We start from the raw sequence: 20,878 nt of genomic DNA on the forward strand, positions 1-20,878 counted from the left end.
AAATAACTGCTTCTAACAGATGACTGCAGGATGACAGCGCTTTCTTTATTTTTTTAAAGAAAACGAGATGTTATCTTAAAAAAATCGTTTGAACATTTTCCGCAGTTTTTTAAAAGGGTTTGATTTCGTCTCCAGAATACGCGGGTCTTTTAAGGTTTTTTTCAATTCTTTCGCTACAGTCCCTCTTGCCATAGTCTTCACTCCTTCTTTCCAATTCATACCTTATATACGGAAAGAAAGAAGGAAAGGTTTCATGTGAAAGAAAAAAACCAAAGCAGGGGGCTTTGGTTTTAAGCGCGCTCTTCAAAGAGCCTGGCGATTTCAACAATGACGTTTACCGCCTTTTCCATATGATCGACGGAAATGTATTCATATTTTCCGTGGAAGTTTTGGCCGCCCGTAAAAATGTTCGGTGTCGGCAGCCCCATGTAAGAGAGCTGTGATCCGTCGGTTCCGCCCCGGATCGGTTCGATAATCGGTTCGATATCGAGGTTTTTCATGGCTTGATAGGCGACATCGACTATCTCTTTGACCGGTTCGATTTTTTCTCTCATGTTGTAATATTGATCACGCAGTTCAAGCTTGATGCTTTCGTTGCCGTATTTGGCCGCCAGCGCATCGGCGGTTTTCTGCATATATTCTTTTCGTTCTGCAAAGCGGTCTCTGTCAAAGTCTCTGATGATGTACGACAGGGCGGCTTCAGAAACGTCTCCGTTCATGGAAAGTAAATGATAGAAGCCTTTATACCCTTCCGTATATTCCGGCGCTTCTTCTTTCGGCAGCGCGTGATGAAATTCCATCGCGATTTTTGAAGCGTTGACCATTTTGTTTTTCGCCGTTCCCGGGTGGACGCTTTTTCCGTAACAAGTAAGCTTTGCGGCGGCTGCGTTAAAGCTTTCATATTGCAGTTCGCCGAGGGGGCCTCCGTCTATCGTGTAGGCGAATGCGGCGTTGAAGCGGCCGACATCGAATTTGTGAGGGCCTCTGCCGATTTCTTCATCGGGCGTAAACGCGACCCGGATCGTTCCGTGTTTGATGTCCGGATGTTTGATCAAGTACGCCATTGCCGTCATGATTTCGGCAATGCCCGCTTTGTTGTCGGCTCCGAGCAGCGTCGTGCCGTCTGTTGTGATCAGCGTCTGGCCTTTATAGCGGGAGAGCTCCGGGAATTGCTCAGGCGACAGGACGACATTGAGTTTGTCATTCAGAACGATATCATGTCCGTCGTAGCTCTCAATAATCTGAGGATTCACATTTTTCCCGGTAAAATCGGTCGCGGTGTCCACGTGAGCCAGAAAACCGACAGTCGGCACGTCTTTATCCGTATTTGCCGGCAGAGTCGCCATGACGTACCCATTGTCATCGACTGTGATGTCTGTCATGCCGATCGACTTTAATTCATCTGCCAGCATGTTGGCCAATGTCAGCTGGCCGGGGGTTGAAGGGCAGTTTTCATTGTTTTCGTCAGACTGTGTATCGACTTTTACATAAGAGGTAAAGCGTTCAATGATTTCATTTTTCATACCGTCATCTCCTTTGTCTTATCTTACCATGCGCGGGGGAGGGATTTCTATTTCACAACCCGTTTGAATCGAGGGCTCTGTGTATTACGCGAATGAAAACAAATTATGAAGAAACGATGACTAAACGATTAAACTTTTTGGAAATGGATGATTGAGGAAGAAAAAACCGATATAATATGGTCAATTCATTCAATAGGGGAGGCTTTCTTCATGGCGATTTTAGTGACAGGCGGAGCGGGTTATATCGGAAGCCACACATGTGTCGAGCTGTTAAACGGCGGCTATGACATCGTGGTTTTGGATAATCTGTCAAATAGTTCACCGGAAGCATTGGAGCGTGTGAAAGACATTACCGGAAAAGGGCTTGTATTTTATGAAGCGGATCTCCTTGACCGTGACGCCGTTCACCGGGTGTTTGCTGAAAATGAGATTGAAGCCGTCATTCATTTTGCGGGATTAAAAGCCGTCGGTGAGTCTGTGGCTGTTCCGCTCCGTTATTATCATAATAATCTGACGGGGACGTTTATTTTATGTGAAGCCATGCAGGCACACGGTGTGAAAAAAATCGTCTTCAGTTCTTCAGCGACGGTTTACGGCGTTCCGGAAACAACGCCGATCACTGAGGATTTTCCATTAAGCGCGACCAATCCTTACGGGCAGACAAAGCTGATGCTGGAACAGATTTTACGCGATCTGCATAAAGCGGATTCTGAATGGAGCATTGCGCTGCTCCGCTACTTTAATCCGTTCGGCGCGCACCCGAGCGGGCGGATCGGAGAAGACCCGAACGGCATCCCGAATAATTTAATGCCGTACGTCGCACAAGTCGCTGTCGGCAAGCTTGAGCAATTGCAGGTGTTCGGCAATGATTATCCGACAAAGGACGGCACCGGCGTGCGGGATTACATCCATGTCGTTGACCTTGCCGAGGGCCACGTCAGAGCGCTTGAGAAGGTGCTGAACACAACGGGCGCCGACGCCTATAATCTCGGCACGGGAAGAGGCTACAGCGTTCTTGAGATGGTCAAGGCGTTTGAAAAAGTATCGGGAAAAGAAGTGCCGTACCGTTTTGCCGCCCGGCGCCCGGGAGACATCGCCGCATGCTTCGCAGACCCGGCAAAAGCAAAGGCTGAATTAGGCTGGGAAGCAAAGCGCGGACTTGAAGAAATGTGCGCCGACTCTTGGAAGTGGCAGTCCTCCAATGTGAACGGGTACCAAAAGGTGTAAAAAGAAAGAGACCTTCAAATGGTGAAGGTCTCTTTTATTACGGTCATTATTTAATTTTCACTTCAACATCGTTGCTGAACTTTAATTTCCAAGTGCCTTTAGAGTATGCGTTTTTATCAACTTCAAAAGCTTTTACGTCAGTAACTTTAATGTTCGGGTTCAAGTCACTTAAAATTTTACTGTTGTCTACTTTTGTTTCTGTTGCATAGCTTGAAGAAGCATCAATATCTGAATCATAGGATGTTCCTTTAGAATCTACTAATTTCGCTCTTGGAATGGAGAAAGAGCTTAACGGCTTGTTTGAAACATTTTTAACTGTGTATTGAACAGCTACGATAACGCCGCCGTCAGATGCTTTTTTCTCGACAAATTGAGAGCCTACTGAATCTCTTTTTTCGACTTTCGTAACAGTAACTTCAGTTTTCTCAGTCTTAACAGTGTCACCGATGTTATACAGTTTTTCCTTGGATTCCGCAGCTTTTGAAGACGCGGTTTTAGATGATGAAGATCCGCCTCCGCCGCCGATGTTTACGAGAATGATAATAACCACTACTGCCAGAAGCAATGTGATAATTTTATGTCTCATAAAAAAGTTTCTCTGATCTTTACCGCAGTTTGGGCATTTTTTAACGCCTTTAGCGATTTCTTTGCCGCATGCCTTACAAGACACCAGGTTGCCTGCCATAATATTTCCTCCTATGTAAACTATTTCTTGAAAACTACATACTATAATGCCTGTAAAATAACCTATAGTCAATAATATTTTGAGAAAAAAAGTATTTTAATGATTTTTTAGTCATGTATTTTAAGGACCTTTTTTAGTATCGGCAGTTCGTTCGAATTTTTTATACGTTTATGGAAAAAAGAGTGGTTGAACATGTTCGTGATTTCCCGTATAATCTTGAAAGATATACAAAAACTGAACATAAAAAACAGTGGTTTTCTAGGGTTCCGCAATGCTGAATTGGTCTGGACCGAGAGAAAACACACAGCAGGTTCCTGCTGTGACACGTTGGGATAAAAGCCCGGGAGTTTCTGCTCTTTTAATGAAGAGTGCTCTCCCGGGCTTTTTTGATTTTATATAAAGGGAGTGTCTGGGATGAAAAAGAGATTGCTGGATGTGCTGATGCTGATTATTGGGGCTTTTATCTTTGCTTTGGCCGTTAATTTATTCGCCATTCCGAATGATCTTGGAGAGGGCGGGGTAACGGGAATCACCCTGATTTTGTACTATGTGTTTGAATGGTCGCCCGGGGTGACGAATATCATTTTGAACGGGATCTTATTGATTATCGGATATAAATTCTTAGACGGAAAAACAACGCTTTATACGATCATTACGGTTGTCGCCAACTCACTGTTTCTGCATCTGACGCATGATTGGCACTCGCCTTCACATGAACTCATTATTAATACTATTTTTGCGGGTGTGTTTGCCGGTGTCGGAATCGGGATCATTATTCGAGTCGGAGGCACGACTGCGGGTTCTGCCATTTTGGCGAGGATTGCGAACAAATATCTCGATTGGAATATCAGCTATGCGCTTTTGTTCTTTGATCTGATTGTCGTCTTCAGTTCTTATTTCATCATCGGTGCAGAAAAAATGATGTTTACCATTGTCATGCTGTACATCGGAACGAAGGTGATGGACTTTATCATTGAAGGCCTGAATACGAAAAAAGCGGTGACGATTATATCTGAGCATAAGCACGAAATCGCCGAACAGGTCAACACGCTTATGGACAGAGGGGTTACGCTGCTGTCGGGTAAAGGAAATTACACGGGGCAGTCGAAAGAAATTTTATATATCGTCATCCAGAAACAAGAGCTTTCCATGCTCAAAAAAATTATTAAAAGCTGTGATACAAAAGCGTTTGTCATTGTTCATGATGTGCGTGACGTCTTTGGTGAAGGCTTCGTCGATATCTCTAAATAAAAAGGATCCCTCTGCCGGCGCGGAGGGTTTTTTTCTTATGCCGGCAGAAGCTGTTATGATCCGTTTCCCGGGAAATAGCCTGAAAGCTGTTTCTTAAAACGAAGTGGATACAATCGGCCGGACGTTTTATACTGAAAATATGATAGAGCGATAGAGAGGAGCGCATATGAACCCGTTATTGGCAATTTACCCGAGGGCTGTGTTGTCTGATAAGTGCTGTACGGCGGAGGATGTCTTTTGCTTTTATGATGAGAAAAGGCGGGTCTATGTCGCCATTCCGAAGGAGGATATCACCCCGAAGGAGAAACTGCTTCTGGAATCACTTTTGACGCCCGCTGAAGAAAAAGGCGATTTTTTTCCGGAGACGGCGGCAGCAAAGAGGTGGCGGCGGTTTCTGCTGGAAGAAGGCCCGGTGCCTGATGTCAAGGAGCCTCGTGTCCGTTTTATCCATTATGACTTATTGGGAGAACGGGATTGGGGGGCATTTACGGAAGCGCTGCGCCATTTCTGGCCGGTTTCATATACAGTTGTCCGGACGGGAAGGGATCAAGGCGTGATTGTGGAGGAAGAAAAGCTGGAAGCGCCAGATTCGGATGACATCGCATCTTTTGTGAAGATTCTCGAAGGCGATTTTTATTTCAGTGTCCGTTTTTTCATCGGAAGGTATTATGGCGCGGGAGAACGTCTGCGCCTTCATTATCGGAGAGAACAGCAATATTGTCAGATTGGCCGGCGTTATCTCCCGCAGCTGAGCACGCTGACCGCGGAAACGGTATTTCCGGCCATGCTCACGGAAGAAAGCAGAGAAAAGCTCTCAGCCTTGCTTCACGAAGAAGCGGTGCTGCTGTTTCAGAAAGAACCGGAGCTGAAGCATACGATTCAGACTTTTATTGAACATAACTCGAACATGTCGCTCACATCGAAAAGACTGCATTTGCACCGCAACAGTCTTCAATATCGGATTGATAAATTTGCGGAACGCTCGGGTATTGATATTAAGACATATCGGGGCGCCCTGCTGGCTTATTTCATTTGTCTGCAGTATGAAAAATCACATTAAATGGGAAATGTGCACGAAGGCAGCGGACTTTTTTTATGAACATTGCCTATATCCGCCGCCGTCTGACGCTGTTACAATCTTATTAAAGAAAGCGTTTGCAAAAAGGGGGAGATGACATGGCGGAACTTCGGCTGGAGCATATTTATAAGTATTACGATCAAAAAGAAGCGGCTGTCGATGATTTTAACCTTCATATTAAAGATAAAGAGTTTATTGTGTTTGTCGGTCCGTCGGGGTGCGGCAAGTCGACAACATTGCGGATGGTTGCCGGGCTGGAAGACATTACGAAGGGCGATTTCTATATCGGTGACACGAGAGTGAATGACATCGCTCCTAAAGACAGGGATATCGCCATGGTGTTTCAAAACTATGCGTTATATCCGCACATGACGGTCTATGATAATATCGCTTTCGGTCTGAAGCTGAGGAAGATGCCGAAACCTGAGATAAAAAAACGGGTCGAGGAAGCGGCGAAAATGCTGGGGCTCACAGAGTATCTGCACCGCAAACCGAAGGCGCTCTCCGGCGGGCAGCGGCAGCGGGTTGCATTAGGCCGGGCGATTGTCAGGGACGCCAAAGTGTTTTTAATGGATGAGCCGCTGTCAAATCTGGACGCAAAGCTTCGGGTGCAGATGCGGGCAGAAATTATTAAGCTGCATCAAAGGCTGCAAACAACCACAATCTATGTGACGCACGACCAAACAGAAGCACTGACGATGGCGACACGCATCGTCGTCATGAAGGACGGAAAAATTCAGCAGATCGGCACGCCGAAAGACGTGTATGAACATCCCGAAAACGTATTTGTCGGCGGGTTTATCGGCTCCCCAGCGATGAACTTTTTCAAAGGAAAGCTGACGGACGGCGCCATTCAGATCGGTTCAGCCGCTCTCAGCGTGCCGGAAGGGAAAATGAAAATGCTCCGGGAAAAAGGGTATGCCGGCAAAGAGGTTATCTTCGGCATCCGCCCGGAAGACATACATGATGAGCTGATTGTGGTAGAATCCTATAAGAATTCATCCATCACAGCTAAAATCAATGTCGCGGAATTGCTCGGGTCAGAAATTATGGTTTATTCCCGGATCGGGGATCAGGATTTTATCGCCCGGATTGACGCCCGCCATGACATACGTGCCGGTGAGGAATTGACCGTCGCTTTCGACATGAATAAAGCTCACTTTTTTGACAGTGAAACAGAAATCAGAATCCGCTCATAACGCAAAGCCGGACAGCTGGATGTCCGGCTTTTTTGATGTAACAATTTATGACGCATAACCGATATAAAAAGTAAATAGAAGACAGAAAGCAGGAAAACGATGAAACGCATGATCATGTGCATGTGCCTTTTGGCTGCCGTGTTTACGCTTGCCGCCTGCTCGGGCCATGAGGCAAGCGCCGAACAAAGCATTCCGAAGGCAGAAGCGCACCACGATAAAAAGTCTGTAAAGCGCCAAATCAAAAAAGAGCCGGATACGTCCGCCTGGGTTCAAACGAAAGGAACGGCAAGACTGCCGATTCTGATGTACCACAGCATTTCTGAGGGAAACAGCCTGCGTGTGCCGAAGGAAGAATTCCGGCAGCATATGAAGTGGCTTCATGATCACGGCTATTATACGATGACTCCTGAAGAGGCCTATCTGATGCTGACGGAGGATAAGGAGCCGCGTGAAAAATGTGTTCTGATCACATTTGATGACGGCTATACCGACAATGTGAAAGCGGCCTATCCTATTTTAAAGAAATACAAGATGAAAGCGACAATCTTTATGATCGGAAACTATATCGGGCATAAGAATCATCTGACTGAGAAGCAGATGAAGGAGATGGCCGCCCACGGCATTTCCATTCAGAGCCATACGATGAACCATCTCGAATTGAACGGGCTCACACCGCAGCAGCAGCGACGTGAAATGAAGGACTCTAAGCGTTTATTTGATCAAATGTTCGGGCAGCGGACGTCTATGATCAGCTACCCAGTCGGACGATATAATAAGGAAACATTAAAAGCCGCCGCCGCGTCAGGCTACCGTATGGCGGTTACGACGGAGCCGGGAGCGGCGTCAAGAGATCAGGGGCTTTACGGGCTTCACCGCGTCCGTGTGTCGCCGGGCATGTCCGGCGCGGCATTCGGCTCTTATATTCAAAATGTGATGAAATAACAGAGCCTCCGCATATGCGGAGGCTTTTTTCAGTTTAATAGAATTGATGAAGCAGCAGAAGGGTGACACTCACGGTAATCGCTCCGCCGATTCTGGTCGACACTTGGGCGAACGGCATAAGCTCAAGCCGTTCAGCGGCGCTCAAGATCGCGACGTCGCCGGTGCCGCCCTGGCCGGAATGGCAGGCATTAATAATTGCCGTCTCAATCGGGTACAAATTCAGCCATTTTCCGGTCAGAAAACCGACGGCCATCATCGTGACGACGATTGATAAAATGGTAATGATGTTGCTGATCGTAAACGCCGCAATCAGCTTGTCCCACGGTGTCATTGAAACGCCGATCGCAAATAAGAGCGGATAGGTCACGGCTGTCGAGAAAAAGCGCGAGACGCCGAAGGCTCCGTTTTCAATCGAAGCCGGCGCCAGCCTGAACAGCTTAATGAGAACGGCAAAGACGAGCATCACGACAGGAGCCGGAAGCTGAAAGAAATCATGCGCCAGCATGCCGACCAAATAGAGGGAAACCGCTAAAATACCGCCCGAAGCGAAAAAGGACAAATCAAACGTTTTATCATTGGCCGGCTGTTCCAATGCGGGAGCGGAATGATCAGACTTATCAACCTTCCCGTTGCCCGTCCATTCCGGTTTGCGTTTCCCGATGACATTCAGCAAACCCGATAACATAATGGCGCACAGGCTGCCGAGCATGATGGACGGCAGCACAAGCGCAAAGGCGTCTCCCTGGGACATCGGCATAATATCGGAGTAGCCGATGGATAAAGGAATCGCGCCTTCACCGACACCCCCCGCCATAATCGGAACGACAATATAAAGCAGTGTGTGCTGAAAGCCGAGCCCGAGCAGCGTCCCGACGCATAAGCCGACGATGGCGGCCGCGATCGAGCCGGCGATCAGCGGAATAAAAATCTTGACGAAAGCTTTGACGAGCGTCTCTCTTTTCATCCCGAGAATACTGCCGACGACGATACCGGCAATAAATAGATAGAGAAAGTTGGAGCTTTCTGTGAATTCTGTTGTTGAAGTAATAATGTCTTTCGGAAGCAAGTGGTAGTAGACGACAGCGGATGGAATAAAGGTTGCGAGAATCGCAGGGCCGCCGATGGAACGCACGATCGGAATCGATTTTCCGATCTGGCCGAAGGTAAATCCGAAAAAACTCATGACGGCAATTGATGTCAGAATGTCGCTTTTTACATCACGGCTCATGACAAACACCGTAATAAGCAAGAAAAGCAGGATATAGATAGGATGAGGAATAATGCCGATTCTTATATTCATTGCTCTGGCAAACCAGTTATCAGTCCGTTCCTGTTTTTGGATTGAATCCGTTTGCAATTTTGGTTGAAGTTCTCCCATGCTTGTTCCCCCAGTCGTTATGTAGTGAAAAAATATCCCCATTTAAAGTATACTAAAAAATTTAAATTGTTCATATATTATGAATTTACTAGAGGACATGCTTTCTTCACATTTTCTTTCTCAAAATGGCGATTTGGCGGGATTTTTCACCGAGAAAAGCATTTTGTTCGCCACACGAATAAAAAAGAGGTACGATATCAAAGGGACAAATATCCTAGGTGCTGACATAAAATCTCTACAAATCCGACAATAATCGGTCACAATTTCAGCCTTATTTTAGGTATATTGATCTTTTTTTTTAGGCTGAATCGTTGTAAAGTAATGATATTGAATCATTTCTATGACAGCCGCTGTCCCCCAGGGTGTACAGGCTGATATTTCAATAGTTTTGACGAATTTGTGAAACATTGAGCAAATATATCATTTTTTGTGAAATACCGAGCAATGATTTTGCTATGTTTGTGAAATGTTGAGCAATTTACCAGATTGGAGGAAAAACATCATGAGTGAGTTGGTATTAGCCCGCATTCAATTTGCATCTACAACATTGTTTCACTTCTTGTTTGTGCCTTTGTCTATCGGGCTTGTGTTTATGGTTGCTTTGATGGAGACGCTTTATGTTGTCAAAAAACAAGAGACCTATCTCAAAATGGCTAAATTTTGGGGGCATCTCTTTTTAATTAACTTCGCTGTCGGCGTCGTCACAGGGATTCTTCAGGAATTCCAGTTCGGATTGAACTGGTCTGATTATTCCCGTTTTGTCGGAGATGTATTTGGAGCTCCGCTTGCGGTTGAAGCGCTTTTGGCGTTTTTTATGGAGTCTATTTTTATCGGATTATGGATTTTCGGCTGGGACCGTTTATCTAAAAAAGTGCATTTGCTTTGCATTTGGCTTGTGTCCTTCGGAACGATTATGTCATCTTTCTGGATTTTGACGGCAAACTCATTCATGCAGGAGCCGGTCGGCTTTGCGATTAAAAACGGCCGCGCGGAAATGAATGATTTCGGGGCGCTTTTGACAAACCCTCAGCTTTGGGTTGAATTTCCTCACGTCATTTTCGGGGCGCTTGCGACGGGTGCTTTCTTTATCGCCGGTGTCAGCGCATTTAAATTATTGAAGAAAAAAGAAGTGCCTTTCTTCCATAAATCTTTCAAGCTTTCGATGATTGTCGGTCTGATCGCCGGTATCGGCGTTGCGTTCAGCGGACATATGCAGGCTGAGCATTTAATGGAATCGCAGCCGATGAAAATGGCTGCCAGTGAAGCGCTTTGGGATGACAGCGGTGATCCTGCCGCGTGGACGGCTTTTGCGAATATTGATACGAATAAAGAAAAAAACACATCAGAAATTTCAATTCCTTACGCACTGAGCTACTTGGCTTACCAGAAGTTCAGCGGCAGTGTGAAAGGGATGAAAACACTTCAAAAAGAATACGAAAAAACGTACGGAAAAGGCGACTATATCCCGCCTGTTAAAACGACGTTCTGGAGTTTCCGCATTATGGCGGGAGCGGGCGCGCTTATGATTTTTGCCGCGATTGCCGGCTTTATTCTGAACCGCCGCAAAAAGCTTCATACGAGCAAGTGGTATTTACGGGGCATGATCGCGCTGATCGCATTCCCGTTCATTGCGAACTCTGCCGGTTGGATTATGACTGAAATCGGCCGCCAGCCGTGGACGGTCATGGGGCAAATGACGACCGCACAATCCGTTTCGCCTAACGTAACGACGGGATCTCTGCTGTTTTCAATTATCGGCTTCGGCGTCATGTACTTGATTTTAGGCGCGCTGCTTGTCTTCCTATTCGTTCGTGAAATTAAAAAAGGTGCGGACCATGATGATCACAAGGATGTTCCTGTATCAACGGATCCGTTCAGTCAGGAGGTCTACCATGGGGTCACTTCATGATCTTTGGTTTATACTCGTTTCAGTTTTGTTTGTCGGATTTTTCTTTTTAGAAGGTTTTGATTTCGGTGTCGGCATTTCGACCCGATTTCTTGGCCATAATGAATTAGAACGCAGAGTGCTGATTAACACCATCGGCCCGTTCTGGGATGCGAATGAGGTATGGCTGCTGACAGGTACGGGAGCGATCTTCGCGGCATTCCCGAACTGGTATGCGACGATGCTGAGCGGATATTATATTCCGTTTATCATCATCCTTCTTGCTTTAATGGGACGCGGCGTGGCGTTTGAATTCCGCGGAAAAGTGAATCATTTAAAATGGGTCAAAACATGGGACTGGGTGATTTTCTTCGGCAGCCTTATCCCGCCGTTTGTATTCGGCCTTATCTTCACAAGCTTGTTCCGCGGCATGCCGATTGACGGCCATATGAATATGCATGCGGGTTTTTCAGATATTGTGAACGTGTATTCCGTCCTTGGCGGAGCAGCCGTCACCCTTCTTTCATTCCTGCACGGTTTAATGTTTATCACCCTGCGCACGATCGGTGATTTACAAGAGCGTGCGAGAAAAATGGCAAAACGCGTAATCGGTGTTATCTTTCTTGTTGTACTTGCTTTCTTTGCGATGTCTGCATACGATACGGACATGTTTACACGCCGGGCAAACATCACGATTCCGGTATTCGTGCTGATTGTCATCTGCAACGTTCTTGCTGTTGTGTTCATGAGCAAGAAAAAAGACGGCTGGGCATTCGGTATGACCGGCGCGGGTCTTGCTTTGACAGTTGCGATGATTTTTATCTCTCTGTTCCCGCGCGTCATGGTCAGCTCGCTGAAAAGCGCGTATGACTTAACAGTAGCTAACGCGTCTTCCGGTGATTATTCACTTAAGGTCATGACAATTGCCGCACTGACTCTGCTGCCGTTTGTCATCGGCAGTCAGATCTGGAGCTATTATGTCTTCCGGAAACGCGTCAGCCATAAGGAGCCTATGACTTATTAATGGGAAAAGACCTGTTTCTTTATAAAGGAATGAAGCGGATTCTTGCGATCATTACGGGATTAACGATTATACAAACGGCCGCCATCATCTTGCAGGCGGAATGGCTGAGCCAGGCGGTAACCGGATTATTTAACGGGAAGCGGATTGCTTCTCTTTATCCGGTTATCGGCTTTTTCCTGCTTGCGTTTTTGATCCGGCATGCGGTGACAGCGGTCCGGCAGAAAATCGTGTACCAATATGCCGCGCAAACCGGCGCGGACTTAAGAAAAAGATTTCTTGAGCAATTGTTCCGTCTCGGCCCCCGCTTTGTGAAAAAAGAGGGGACAGGCCGGATGGTGACGCTGGCGATGGAAGGCATCAGCCAGTTCCGCCGTTATTTAGAGCTGTTTCTGCCGAAAATGGTCAGCATGGCGATTGTGCCGGCGGCCGTTGTTATTTACGTGTTTTTTCAGGATAAAACATCGGCATTGATTCTGATTCTTGCGCTTCCGATTTTGATTGTATTTATGATTCTGCTCGGACTTGTCGCACAGAAAAAAGCCGATCGCCAATGGAAGTCCTATCAGACGCTTTCCAATCATTTCGTGGATTCGCTCCGCGGACTGGAGACATTGCGGTTTTTAGGATTAAGCAAATCACACAGTGAAAACATCTTTCATGTCAGTGAGAGATACCGCAAGGCGACGATGAGCACGCTCCGGGTCGCGTTTTTATCTTCATTCGCCCTGGATTTCTTTACGATGCTGTCGGTGGCGACAGTGGCGGTGTTTCTCGGCTTGCGGCTGATAGACGGACAAATTCTGCTCGGGCCGGCATTGACCGCGCTCATTCTCGCGCCTGAATATTTTCTCCCGGTCCGCGAAGTGGGAAATGATTACCACGCGACGTTAAACGGGCAGGAGGCGGGGAAAACCATTCAAGCGATTTTGGCGCAGCCCGGTTTTAAAGAAGAAAAGCCGCTCGAACTTGATACGTGGACTGACCGGGATGAATTACAGCTTACGCGTTTGTCCGTCCGGGAATCGATGTCTGAATTTCATCTGTCCTTTAAAGGGAAGAAGAAAATCGGAATTATCGGGGAAAGCGGTGCGGGAAAATCGACACTCATTGATGTGCTGGGCGGCTTTTTAGAGCCTGCGTCCGGTGAGATCAAGGTAAACGGTGAATCCCGCTCGCATCTGCAGTCGGACGGCTGGCAGAAGCAGCTGCTCTATATTCCGCAGCACCCGTATATTTTTGATGACACGCTTTTGAATAATATCCGGTTTTATCATCCTGATGCTTCGCGTGAGGAAACGGCGCAGGCCGCTAGATCGGCGGGTCTTTCCGAACTGATCCGTGATCTGCCCGGCGGTCTTGACGGCCGGATCGGCGAGGGCGGACGGGCGCTCAGCGGAGGGCAGGCTCAGCGTGTCGCGCTGGCCAGAGCCTTCTTAGGAAACCGGCCGATTCTCCTTTTGGATGAGCCGACCGCTCACCTTGATATTGAAACAGAATATGAAATAAAAGAAACGATGAAAGACCTGTTTGAAAACAAACTTGTTTTTCTGGCCACTCACCGTCTTCACTGGATGCTTGAGATGGACGAAATTATCGTGCTTGATGACGGCGCGGTGGCGGAAATCGGCACCCACGACGAATTGATGGCGAAACAAGGCGTATACGCCAAACTTGTAAAGGCGCAACTGGGGGAAAGAACATGAGAAAAGAAGAATGGATTCTGCCGTATATGAAGCAAAATGCCCGTTTGTTTGTTCTTGTGATTTTTTTAGGCGCGGTGACGATTTTTTCGGCGGCCTTTCTCATGTTCACTTCCGGTTTTTTGATCTCTAAGTCGGCGGCTAGGCCTGAGAATATCCTGCTGGTGTACGTTCCGATTGTAGCCGTGCGGACCTTCGGGATTGCCCGTTCAGTCTCACGGTACGCCGAGCGTCTGACGGGGCACCATATCATTTTGAAAATCGTGTCCGACATGAGGGTGCGGCTTTACAATATGCTGGAGCCGGCCTCGCTCATGCTTTCATCCCGTTTTCGGACGGGCGACATGCTCGGCATTTTGGCTGAGGATATTGAGCATTTGCAGGATGCGTTTTTAAAAACGATTTTCCCTGCGGTTTCCGCTTTGCTGCTGTATGCGGCATCCGTTATCGGACTCGGCTTTTTTTCCTGGCCGTTTGCCGCTTTTGCGGCGATTTATCTGTTTATATTGGTTGTATTGTTTCCGGTTGTGTCGCTTCTTGTGACGAGAGCGAAAAACATGAGGCTGAAAAGCGGCCGGAATACGCTCTACAGCCGGCTGACAGATGCCGTGCTCGGCGTGAGCGACTGGATGTTCTCGGGACGCCAGGCGGCCTTTATTTCCTCTTATGAAGAGAAAGAGAAGGCATGGTTTGATCTTGAAAGCAAACGTCAGCGGTTTACGAGATGGCGTGATCTCGCCGCGCAATGTCTTGTCGGCGGCTTCATATTGATCATGCTGTTCTGGACGGCGGGTCAGTATGCGGACGGCAGCATCGCCAACACGATGATCGCGGCCTTTGTGCTTGTCGTATTTCCATTGACGGAGGCGTTTCTGCCCCTTTCGGATGCGCTGACGGAAGTGCCTTCTTATCAGGATTCCATCAAAAGAATGAGTCAGGCGGCTCCGGAGCTGCGAAGTCGTGAGGTGAAGCAGACGGATGAGAAACTGGATGTATCGGATGTGACACTTACATTTGATAACGTGACGTTTTCTTATGATCAGCACAGTCATGTGCTTGACCGTTTTTCCTTCACTCTCCGCCAAGGTGAAAAAATGGCGCTGCTCGGCAGGAGCGGCTCCGGTAAGTCGACCTCTCTCGCTTTAATTGAAGGCGCCTTAGTTCCCGATTCGGGCAAAGTGATGCTGAACGGGCTGGAAACTGCGGCCGTGCAGGAGCAGATTTCCTCAGCGGTGGCCGTTTTGAATCAGAAACCTCATCTCTTTAACACGAGCATTATGAACAATATCCGGCTCGGAAACGGCAAGGCGAGTGATGAAGATGTTAAGCGTGCGGCTCGGCAAGTGAAGCTGCATGATTATATTGAATCATTGCCTGACGGATATGAAACGTCCGTGCAGGAGACGGGGATTCGTTTCTCAGGCGGGGAACGGCAGCGGATCGCGCTTGCCCGTATTCTGCTCCAAGACACGCCGGTCATTATCCTTGATGAACCGACGGTCGGCCTTGATGCGGTCACTGAACGAGAATTGCTTGATACGATTTTTGATGTCTTTAAAGAGAAAACGATCCTCTGGATTACACACCATTTAGCGGGTGTGGAAACAGCTGATAAAATCGTCTTTTTAGAAAATGGAAAAGCAGAAATGGAAGGAACTCATCAAGAGCTGCTTGCAGAAAACGAACGGTACCGGAAGCTTTACCGTCTTGATGTTCCAATCAGAACATAAACAGCCGCAAACAAGCGGCTGTTTTTTTTGTGCGGTTTAAAATCTCTTCTTGTTTGGAATATAAATAGGAGACAGAAGAGGAGGTACAGAGATGAATATAATGGATTGGACGGAACAGGATGTGAAAGATACGCTGCCGAAGCGGGAGGCAGACAGCCATAAGGGGACGTTCGGGACGGCGTTATTGCTGGCCGGCAGCGAAGACATGCCGGGAGCTGCCCTTCTGGCCGGATTGGGCGCGATGAGAAGCGGTGTCGGCAAGCTCGTCATCGGTACATCGGCAGGCGTCATCCCGCTTATCGTCCCGGTGCTGCCGGAAGCGACGTACTGGCGTGACGGCTGGAAAAAAGCCGCGGCGGGCCAGCCCGGGGAAACCATCCGGGCCGCTGCCATCGGACCGGGCCTTCCCCAAACAGACGAAGTGCAGCAGGCGGCTGATCAGCTGCTTTCTGCCGATTATCCCGTCATACTGGACGCGGGCGCCATTACGAAAAGAACCTATCCAAAGAGGAAAGCCCCCGTGATCTTGACGCCTCATCCCGGCGAATTTTCCAGAATGACAGGCCTTCCGATTCAAGAGATTCAGCAGAACAGAGCGGGATATGCCGCGGAATGGGCGGAGCGGCTTCACGCCACGATTGTCCTGAAAGGAAACGAAACCATTATCGCTTTTCCCGACGGGGAATGCCGCAGGAATACAACAGGAAACGGCGCGCTTGCAAAAGGCGGGACCGGCGACACGCTGACGGGAATGATTCTCGGCATGCTGTGCTGTCATCAAGACCCGAAGCATGCCGTATTGAACGCCGTCCGCCTTCACGGTGAATGTGCGGAGTTATGGACGAAAGAGCGCTCCGCCCATACCTTATTGGCGCACGAACTTTCTGAACTGCTGCCGCGTGTATGGAAGGAATATGAATAAAGAAAAGGCGTCTTCATAGAGAAGGCGCCTCTTGTTGTTTTACCCTTGATTTCATCAGGACATAATACAGCAGCGACGGAACGGCCAGGCCGATGACCCAGGCAATGTCGCCTCCGCCGAATATTTCAGCGAGCGGCCCGATGTAAAAGGATGTATTGATGAATGGGATTTCTAATATAATCGACAAAACGAAGGCGGCCGCTGTAATCCAATTGACCCTGCCGTATTGTCCGTTGACGTCAAACATCGATTTGACGTGGTATTTTCCGCGGCGGATAAAATAGTAATCCACGAGGTTGATCGCCGTCCAGGGAATTAAGAAATAACTGATGAAAAAGATGAAATTTAAAAACAGTTCCATGAAATTGCTTTGGCCCAAGAGACTTAATACAGTACCTGCTGCCGTCACACAAAGGATCATTACCACTCTCGTTTTCGGCGTCACCTTCAGTTTTAAAAACGGCTCCAAGGTAGTCGTGGTTGACATAAAGGCTCCGTATAAATTAAAGACGTTGATCGCCATTTGCCCGAACAGGACGATGATCAGCATAATAAAGGAAAACGGACCGAACAATCGGACAATCTCATTTCCCGCATTAGCGGTAAATTCCGGGAGCGCCGTCGTCAAAATGGCGCCGAGAAGCATCATCCAGATGGAACTGACTGACGTACCTGCGTAGCTGTACCAAAAGGTATGCGATGCCGGTGTTTTGACCGGCAGATAACGGGAATAATCTGCGACATATGGCGCATATGCCAGCTGCCATGTGGCCACCGCGCTGACCGCCACTAGAAAAACAGGCAGGTCTAATGAGCCGGGCACCCAGCTTCCTGAAGGAATCGGCAGTTGAAAAATAAGAATCGTTGCAGCAAAAAAAACGGCAAAGGAGGTCCAAGAGAGGATTTTCTGCATTTTGTGAATCAGATCATGACCGTAGATCGTGAGTAAAAAACAGATGGCGCTTAAGCCGATAATACACCATGAAGCCGGAATCGGTACAAAGCTGCTCAGTGTACCGGCTGCGAGAATCGTACTGCTCGCAAAGAAGCCCAGGTAGATAAACATGACCAAAAAGAGGGGCAGAATCGCTCCGATCACGCCGAATTGCGCGCGGCTTTGAATCATTTGCGGAATTCCGAGCTGAGGTCCTTGTGCGGAATGAGACGCCATAAAGATTGCGCCGATAAAGGTCCCGATAATAATGGCGGCGATACTCCAAAAGAGATCGAGTCCCATTGTAACGGGCAGTGTGCCTGTGACTAACGTCGTAATATGCATATTAGCCCCGAACCAGACGGGGAATAAATCTTTAGCCTTTCCGTGTCTTTCGTCATGCGGAATATGTTCAATCGTTCGCCTTTCTACTTTCAATAGATAATCTCCTCCGTATGTTCTTCTTTAACATAAAGACATAGCTTAACAGATTGACCTGCCGTTTACAAATTCCAGCATGCAGGAAAAACATTGTAAAGCCTCGTTGACAGCCGTTCAAAAGTTTTTTTGAAAAACGGAACAAACACTGCCGCCAAAACGATTTGCCAGGGTTTAAAAGGCATGGATATGCTTACGGACTAATATGTATTAAGGAGAAATGTGTCAATCTTTTGACGAATGGAGCCATTATTCGTTAAGCTGGAAGAATAGTTTACTTTGTGTAAATTTCATTAATGAAAAGGGGATTGATAATATGTGTACAAGTCTTACATTGAAAACGACAGACGGTAATCACCTATTGGCGCGAACGATGGATTTTGCATATCAGCTCGGTACGGACATCGTGCTTTACCCTCGTCAGTACAGCTGGAAAAGCGAAGCTGACGGCAGGATGCATAAGACGAAATACGCATTTATCGGCATGGGGAGAAATCTCGGCAATGTTCTGTTTGCCGACGGCGTAAATGAAAAAGGGCTGTCGTGTGCGACGCTGTATTTTCCGGGCTTTGCGGGATACGAGAAAGCGGAACGGGAGGGCACCTGTCACATCGCTCCTCATGAGTTTGTCACCTGGGCCTTATCAAACTGTGAATCTCTTGAAGACATAAAGGAAAAGCTCTCAATGCTGACGATTGTAGAGAAGAAGTTAATGTTATTGGATACGGTGCTGCCTCTTCATTGGATTTTATCAGACCGCACGGGCGGCTGCATTGTCATCGAGCCGACACCGGAGGGAATGAAAGTATATGACAACAAACCCGGAGTGATGACCAACAGTCCGGAATTTCCTTGGCATGTGACCAATCTGCGCCATTATATCGGAATCAGGCCGCAGCAGTCAGAAAGCAAAACATTGGGCGGAATGACATTAACCGCTTTCGGCCAAGGATCTGGAACGATCGGGCTTCCCGGTGATTACACGCCGCCATCCCGATTTATCAGAGCCGCTTATCTGAAAGAGCATTTAGAGCCTGCCGCTCATGAAACGGATGGCGTTACGGCCGCTTTTCACGTGCTGTCCAATGTGAATATTCCAAAAGGCGCGGTGATCACAGAGGAGAATGAAATTGATTATACGCAGTATACGTCGGTCATGTGCTGTGACACCGGGAACTACTACTTTCATCTGTACGACAACCGGCAGATTCACAAAGTAAGTTTATTCCATGAAGATCTTGACCGTCCGGAGCCGAAAGTATTTGCGGCCGCGGCGGAGCAGAATATACAGGAGCTGAATTAGCTCAAAAAAAAACAGGACGCGATTGTCCTGTTTTTTTATTTAATACGGATCAGACGGATGGCTTTCCTGTTCAGCCTGTTTTGCGGCTTGTGCTGTATCAGTAGTGCCGATCGGCCCGCCGCTGTTGCTTTCGGCGGCTTTCTTCAGCCCTTCCGCCACACGTTTTCCGTAGTCCGGATCTGCTTTTGTGAAATTCTCAATCATTTGATCCTGAATGTCTTTGCGGCAGGAAGAAAGCGTATTGACCAGGTTTGTGATCAATTCGTTCCGTTCAAATTCTGAAAATCTGCGGTATGTTTCTCCGGCCTGGCCGAAGTTATTCGACCGGTCGATCGCCTCCCGCTTCACATCGCCTTCGACATGAGGTGTATGGTCTTTCCCATCCTGCTTTGCTTCGTTGAGTCCTCCCATAATGGACGGCTCATAGTTGACGTGCGGGTTTTGTCCTTCTGCCCGATCGACCCGATACTGCATTTGCCCGCCTTCCTGGTTGGTGGCGACATGCTTTTTCGGCGAGTTGATCGGAAGCTGCAGGTAGTTTGCGCCGACGCGGTACCGCTGGGTATCTGAATAGGAGAATGTCCGCCCCTGAAGTAATTTGTCATCCGAAAAATCAAGGCCGTCCACAAGCACGCCCGTTCCGAATGACGCTTGTTCCACCTCGGCATGGTAGTTTTCCGGGTTTTTGTTCAGAACCAATTTACCGATCGGCTTCCAAGGGAAATCGTCTTTATACCACAGCTTGGTCGGATCAAGCGGATCAAAATCCAGCTCGGGGTGTTCGTCATCAGTCATGATTTGCGCATACACTTCCCATTCAGGGTAATCGCCTTTTTCAATCGCTTCATACAAATCCTGTGTCGCATGGTTAAAGTTTTTCCCCTGAATCTCTTCCGCTTCCTTCTGTGTCAGGTTGCGGATGCCCTGTTTCGGTTCAAAGTGATATTTGACGAGCACGGCTTTTCCTTCTTCATTGACCCATTTGTAGGCATGGACGCCTGAGCCCTGCATCTGCCGGTAGTTGGCCGGGATGCCCCACGGCGAAAACAAGAAAGTGATCATATGAGTCGCTTCCGGTGATTGGGAAATGAAGTCGAAAATACGCTCGCCGTCCTGAATGTTCGTAACGGGATCAGGCTGAAATGCGTGCACAAGATCCGGGAACTTCAGCGGATCACGGATAAAAAAGATTTTCAAGTTGTTGCCGACCAGATCCCAGTTGCCGTCTTCGGTATAAAGCTTAACGGCAAACCCCCGGGGATCACGCAATGTTTCCGGGGAATGCTTTCCATGGTTGACGGTAGAAAACCGCACAAACGCCGGAGTTTTCGTTCCTTTCTTTTGAAACACTTTCGCTCTTGTGTATGTAGAAATCTCCTCGTCTCCAAAACTTCCGTACGCCTCAAAGTATCCGTGTGCCCCGGCGCCGCGCGCGTGAACGACGCGCTCGGGAATTCGTTCGCGGTCAAAGTGGCTGATTTTCTCCAAAAAATCATAATTCTCCAATGTCGTCGGTCCTCTATTGCCGACTGTCCTGACATTCTGGTTGTCAGTGACCGGATGGCCCTGCCGGTTTGTCAGCGTGTCTTCTGACTCGCCTTTACCGGTCGTTTTACTGGAAAGCGTTTCTTCGCTGTTTTTGTTATTTTCCATTGTTGA

The 20,878-nt window shown here is 47.9% G+C and carries 16 protein-coding genes and 1 riboswitch; of the genes, 11 read left to right on the top strand and 5 right to left on the bottom strand.

Annotation, left to right across the window (positions count from 1 at the left end; translation table 11 throughout):
- Positions 1 to 290: 290 nt before the first annotated feature.
- Positions 291 to 1,523 carry a peptidase T gene (gene pepT / locus V7728_RS15460; RefSeq protein WP_082998194.1) on the bottom strand — a complete coding sequence of 411 codons (1,233 nt, stop codon included), beginning with the start codon at positions 1,521 to 1,523 and terminating at the stop codon, positions 291 to 293.
- A gap of 210 nt (positions 1,524 to 1,733) precedes the next feature.
- Between pepT and galE the strand changes: the two genes are divergently transcribed.
- Positions 1,734 to 2,750 (top strand): UDP-glucose 4-epimerase GalE, encoded by a 1,017-nt coding sequence (gene galE, locus V7728_RS15465; protein ID WP_014419237.1) that lies wholly within the window; start codon positions 1,734 to 1,736, stop codon positions 2,748 to 2,750.
- A 46-nt stretch (positions 2,751 to 2,796) separates the two neighbouring features.
- On the opposite strand, the gene V7728_RS15470 is transcribed toward galE, so the two are convergent.
- Entirely contained in the window at positions 2,797 to 3,336 is a 540-nt protein-coding gene (locus V7728_RS15470) for a DUF4352 domain-containing protein (protein WP_119834765.1), read from the bottom strand.
- 346 nt (positions 3,337 to 3,682) lie between these two features.
- A riboswitch (guanidine-I (ykkC/yxkD leader) is annotated at positions 3,683 to 3,784 on the top strand.
- A gap of 65 nt (positions 3,785 to 3,849) precedes the next feature.
- On the opposite strand from V7728_RS15470, the gene V7728_RS15475 reads away from it, so the two are divergent.
- From V7728_RS15475 to V7728_RS15490, 4 genes are all read left to right on the top strand, one after another.
- The gene (locus V7728_RS15475; protein WP_003150818.1) at positions 3,850 to 4,686 is read left to right on the top strand and encodes a YitT family protein; all 837 of its coding nucleotides are present in this window, start codon (positions 3,850 to 3,852) and stop codon (positions 4,684 to 4,686) included.
- Between the two features lie 166 nt (positions 4,687 to 4,852).
- The gene (locus V7728_RS15480) at positions 4,853 to 5,746 is read left to right on the top strand and encodes a PucR family transcriptional regulator (protein WP_072589714.1); all 894 of its coding nucleotides are present in this window, start codon (positions 4,853 to 4,855) and stop codon (positions 5,744 to 5,746) included.
- A gap of 116 nt (positions 5,747 to 5,862) precedes the next feature.
- A complete protein-coding gene (locus tag V7728_RS15485; protein ID WP_061581619.1) occupies positions 5,863 to 6,963 on the top strand; it encodes an ABC transporter ATP-binding protein in 1,101 nt (366 codons plus the stop codon).
- Positions 6,964 to 7,062: 99 nt separating this feature from the next.
- The gene (locus V7728_RS15490; protein ID WP_012118785.1) at positions 7,063 to 7,905 is read left to right on the top strand and encodes a polysaccharide deacetylase family protein; all 843 of its coding nucleotides are present in this window, start codon (positions 7,063 to 7,065) and stop codon (positions 7,903 to 7,905) included.
- Between the two features lie 34 nt (positions 7,906 to 7,939).
- Here V7728_RS15490 and V7728_RS15495 read toward each other — a convergent pair whose 3' ends face one another.
- Complete coding sequence (locus tag V7728_RS15495) at positions 7,940 to 9,283, bottom strand: 2-hydroxycarboxylate transporter family protein (protein WP_099567200.1); 1,344 nt, start codon at positions 9,281 to 9,283, stop codon at positions 7,940 to 7,942.
- A gap of 502 nt (positions 9,284 to 9,785) precedes the next feature.
- Between V7728_RS15495 and V7728_RS15500 the strand changes: the two genes are divergently transcribed.
- The 5 genes from V7728_RS15500 (at position 9,786) to V7728_RS15520 (ending at position 16,544) form a co-directional block, all read left to right on the top strand.
- Positions 9,786 to 11,192: a cytochrome ubiquinol oxidase subunit I gene (locus V7728_RS15500; protein ID WP_017418602.1), complete on the top strand. Its 1,407-nt coding sequence runs from the start codon at positions 9,786 to 9,788 to the stop codon at positions 11,190 to 11,192.
- Complete coding sequence (cydB, locus tag V7728_RS15505) at positions 11,176 to 12,192, top strand: cytochrome d ubiquinol oxidase subunit II (RefSeq protein WP_032869368.1); 1,017 nt, start codon at positions 11,176 to 11,178, stop codon at positions 12,190 to 12,192. Before V7728_RS15500 ends, cydB begins: the two co-directional genes overlap by 17 nt.
- Positions 12,192 to 13,895, top strand: a complete 1,704-nt coding sequence (gene cydD, locus V7728_RS15510; RefSeq protein WP_047936301.1) for a thiol reductant ABC exporter subunit CydD — start codon at positions 12,192 to 12,194, stop codon at positions 13,893 to 13,895. Before cydB ends, cydD begins: the two co-directional genes overlap by 1 nt.
- A complete protein-coding gene (gene cydC, locus V7728_RS15515) occupies positions 13,892 to 15,622 on the top strand; it encodes a thiol reductant ABC exporter subunit CydC (protein ID WP_099567199.1) in 1,731 nt (576 codons plus the stop codon). Before cydD ends, cydC begins: the two co-directional genes overlap by 4 nt.
- 91 nt (positions 15,623 to 15,713) lie before the next feature.
- Positions 15,714 to 16,544 carry an NAD(P)H-hydrate dehydratase gene (locus V7728_RS15520; protein WP_052827997.1) on the top strand — a complete coding sequence of 277 codons (831 nt, stop codon included), beginning with the start codon at positions 15,714 to 15,716 and terminating at the stop codon, positions 16,542 to 16,544.
- A gap of 13 nt (positions 16,545 to 16,557) precedes the next feature.
- Here the strand turns inward: V7728_RS15520 and V7728_RS15525 are convergent, their stop codons facing one another.
- Positions 16,558 to 17,916, bottom strand: coding sequence for a purine-cytosine permease family protein (locus tag V7728_RS15525; RefSeq protein WP_015240847.1), 1,359 nt, complete (start codon positions 17,914 to 17,916; stop codon positions 16,558 to 16,560).
- 316 nt (positions 17,917 to 18,232) lie between these two features.
- Between V7728_RS15525 and V7728_RS15530 the strand changes: the two genes are divergently transcribed.
- Positions 18,233 to 19,219 carry a choloylglycine hydrolase family protein gene (locus V7728_RS15530; protein ID WP_099567198.1) on the top strand — a complete coding sequence of 329 codons (987 nt, stop codon included), beginning with the start codon at positions 18,233 to 18,235 and terminating at the stop codon, positions 19,217 to 19,219.
- A 39-nt stretch (positions 19,220 to 19,258) separates the two neighbouring features.
- Here V7728_RS15530 and katX read toward each other — a convergent pair whose 3' ends face one another.
- Complete coding sequence (katX, locus tag V7728_RS15535) at positions 19,259 to 20,872, bottom strand: catalase KatX (protein WP_059367540.1); 1,614 nt, start codon at positions 20,870 to 20,872, stop codon at positions 19,259 to 19,261.
- Between the last annotated feature and the right edge of the window lie 6 nt (positions 20,873 to 20,878).

It is taken from the genome of Bacillus sp. JHAA (assembly GCF_036961585.1).
GTDB classification, from domain to species: domain Bacteria; phylum Bacillota; class Bacilli; order Bacillales; family Bacillaceae; genus Bacillus; species Bacillus velezensis.

What these genes read in the sequence shown, in the direction of transcription:
- cydD (WP_047936301.1), top strand. Translation starts at nt 12,192, where the DNA reads ATGGGAAAAGACCTGTTTCTTTATAAAGGAATGAAGCGGATTCTTGCG.
- V7728_RS15490 (WP_012118785.1), top strand. Translation starts at nt 7,063, where the DNA reads ATGAAACGCATGATCATGTGCATGTGCCTTTTGGCTGCCGTGTTTACG.
- V7728_RS15530 (WP_099567198.1), top strand. Translation starts at nt 18,233, where the DNA reads ATGTGTACAAGTCTTACATTGAAAACGACAGACGGTAATCACCTATTG.
- galE (WP_014419237.1), top strand. Translation starts at nt 1,734, where the DNA reads ATGGCGATTTTAGTGACAGGCGGAGCGGGTTATATCGGAAGCCACACA.
- cydB (WP_032869368.1), top strand. Translation starts at nt 11,176, where the DNA reads ATGGGGTCACTTCATGATCTTTGGTTTATACTCGTTTCAGTTTTGTTT.
- V7728_RS15485 (WP_061581619.1), top strand. Translation starts at nt 5,863, where the DNA reads ATGGCGGAACTTCGGCTGGAGCATATTTATAAGTATTACGATCAAAAA.
- V7728_RS15520 (WP_052827997.1), top strand. Translation starts at nt 15,714, where the DNA reads ATGAATATAATGGATTGGACGGAACAGGATGTGAAAGATACGCTGCCG.
- V7728_RS15470 (WP_119834765.1), bottom strand. Translation starts at nt 3,336, where the DNA reads ATGAGACATAAAATTATCACATTGCTTCTGGCAGTAGTGGTTATTATC.
- katX (WP_059367540.1), bottom strand. Translation starts at nt 20,872, where the DNA reads ATGGAAAATAACAAAAACAGCGAAGAAACGCTTTCCAGTAAAACGACC.
- V7728_RS15475 (WP_003150818.1), top strand. Translation starts at nt 3,850, where the DNA reads ATGAAAAAGAGATTGCTGGATGTGCTGATGCTGATTATTGGGGCTTTT.
- cydC (WP_099567199.1), top strand. Translation starts at nt 13,892, where the DNA reads ATGAGAAAAGAAGAATGGATTCTGCCGTATATGAAGCAAAATGCCCGT.
- V7728_RS15500 (WP_017418602.1), top strand. Translation starts at nt 9,786, where the DNA reads ATGAGTGAGTTGGTATTAGCCCGCATTCAATTTGCATCTACAACATTG.
- V7728_RS15495 (WP_099567200.1), bottom strand. Translation starts at nt 9,283, where the DNA reads ATGGGAGAACTTCAACCAAAATTGCAAACGGATTCAATCCAAAAACAG.
- V7728_RS15480 (WP_072589714.1), top strand. Translation starts at nt 4,853, where the DNA reads ATGAACCCGTTATTGGCAATTTACCCGAGGGCTGTGTTGTCTGATAAG.
- pepT (WP_082998194.1), bottom strand. Translation starts at nt 1,523, where the DNA reads ATGAAAAATGAAATCATTGAACGCTTTACCTCTTATGTAAAAGTCGAT.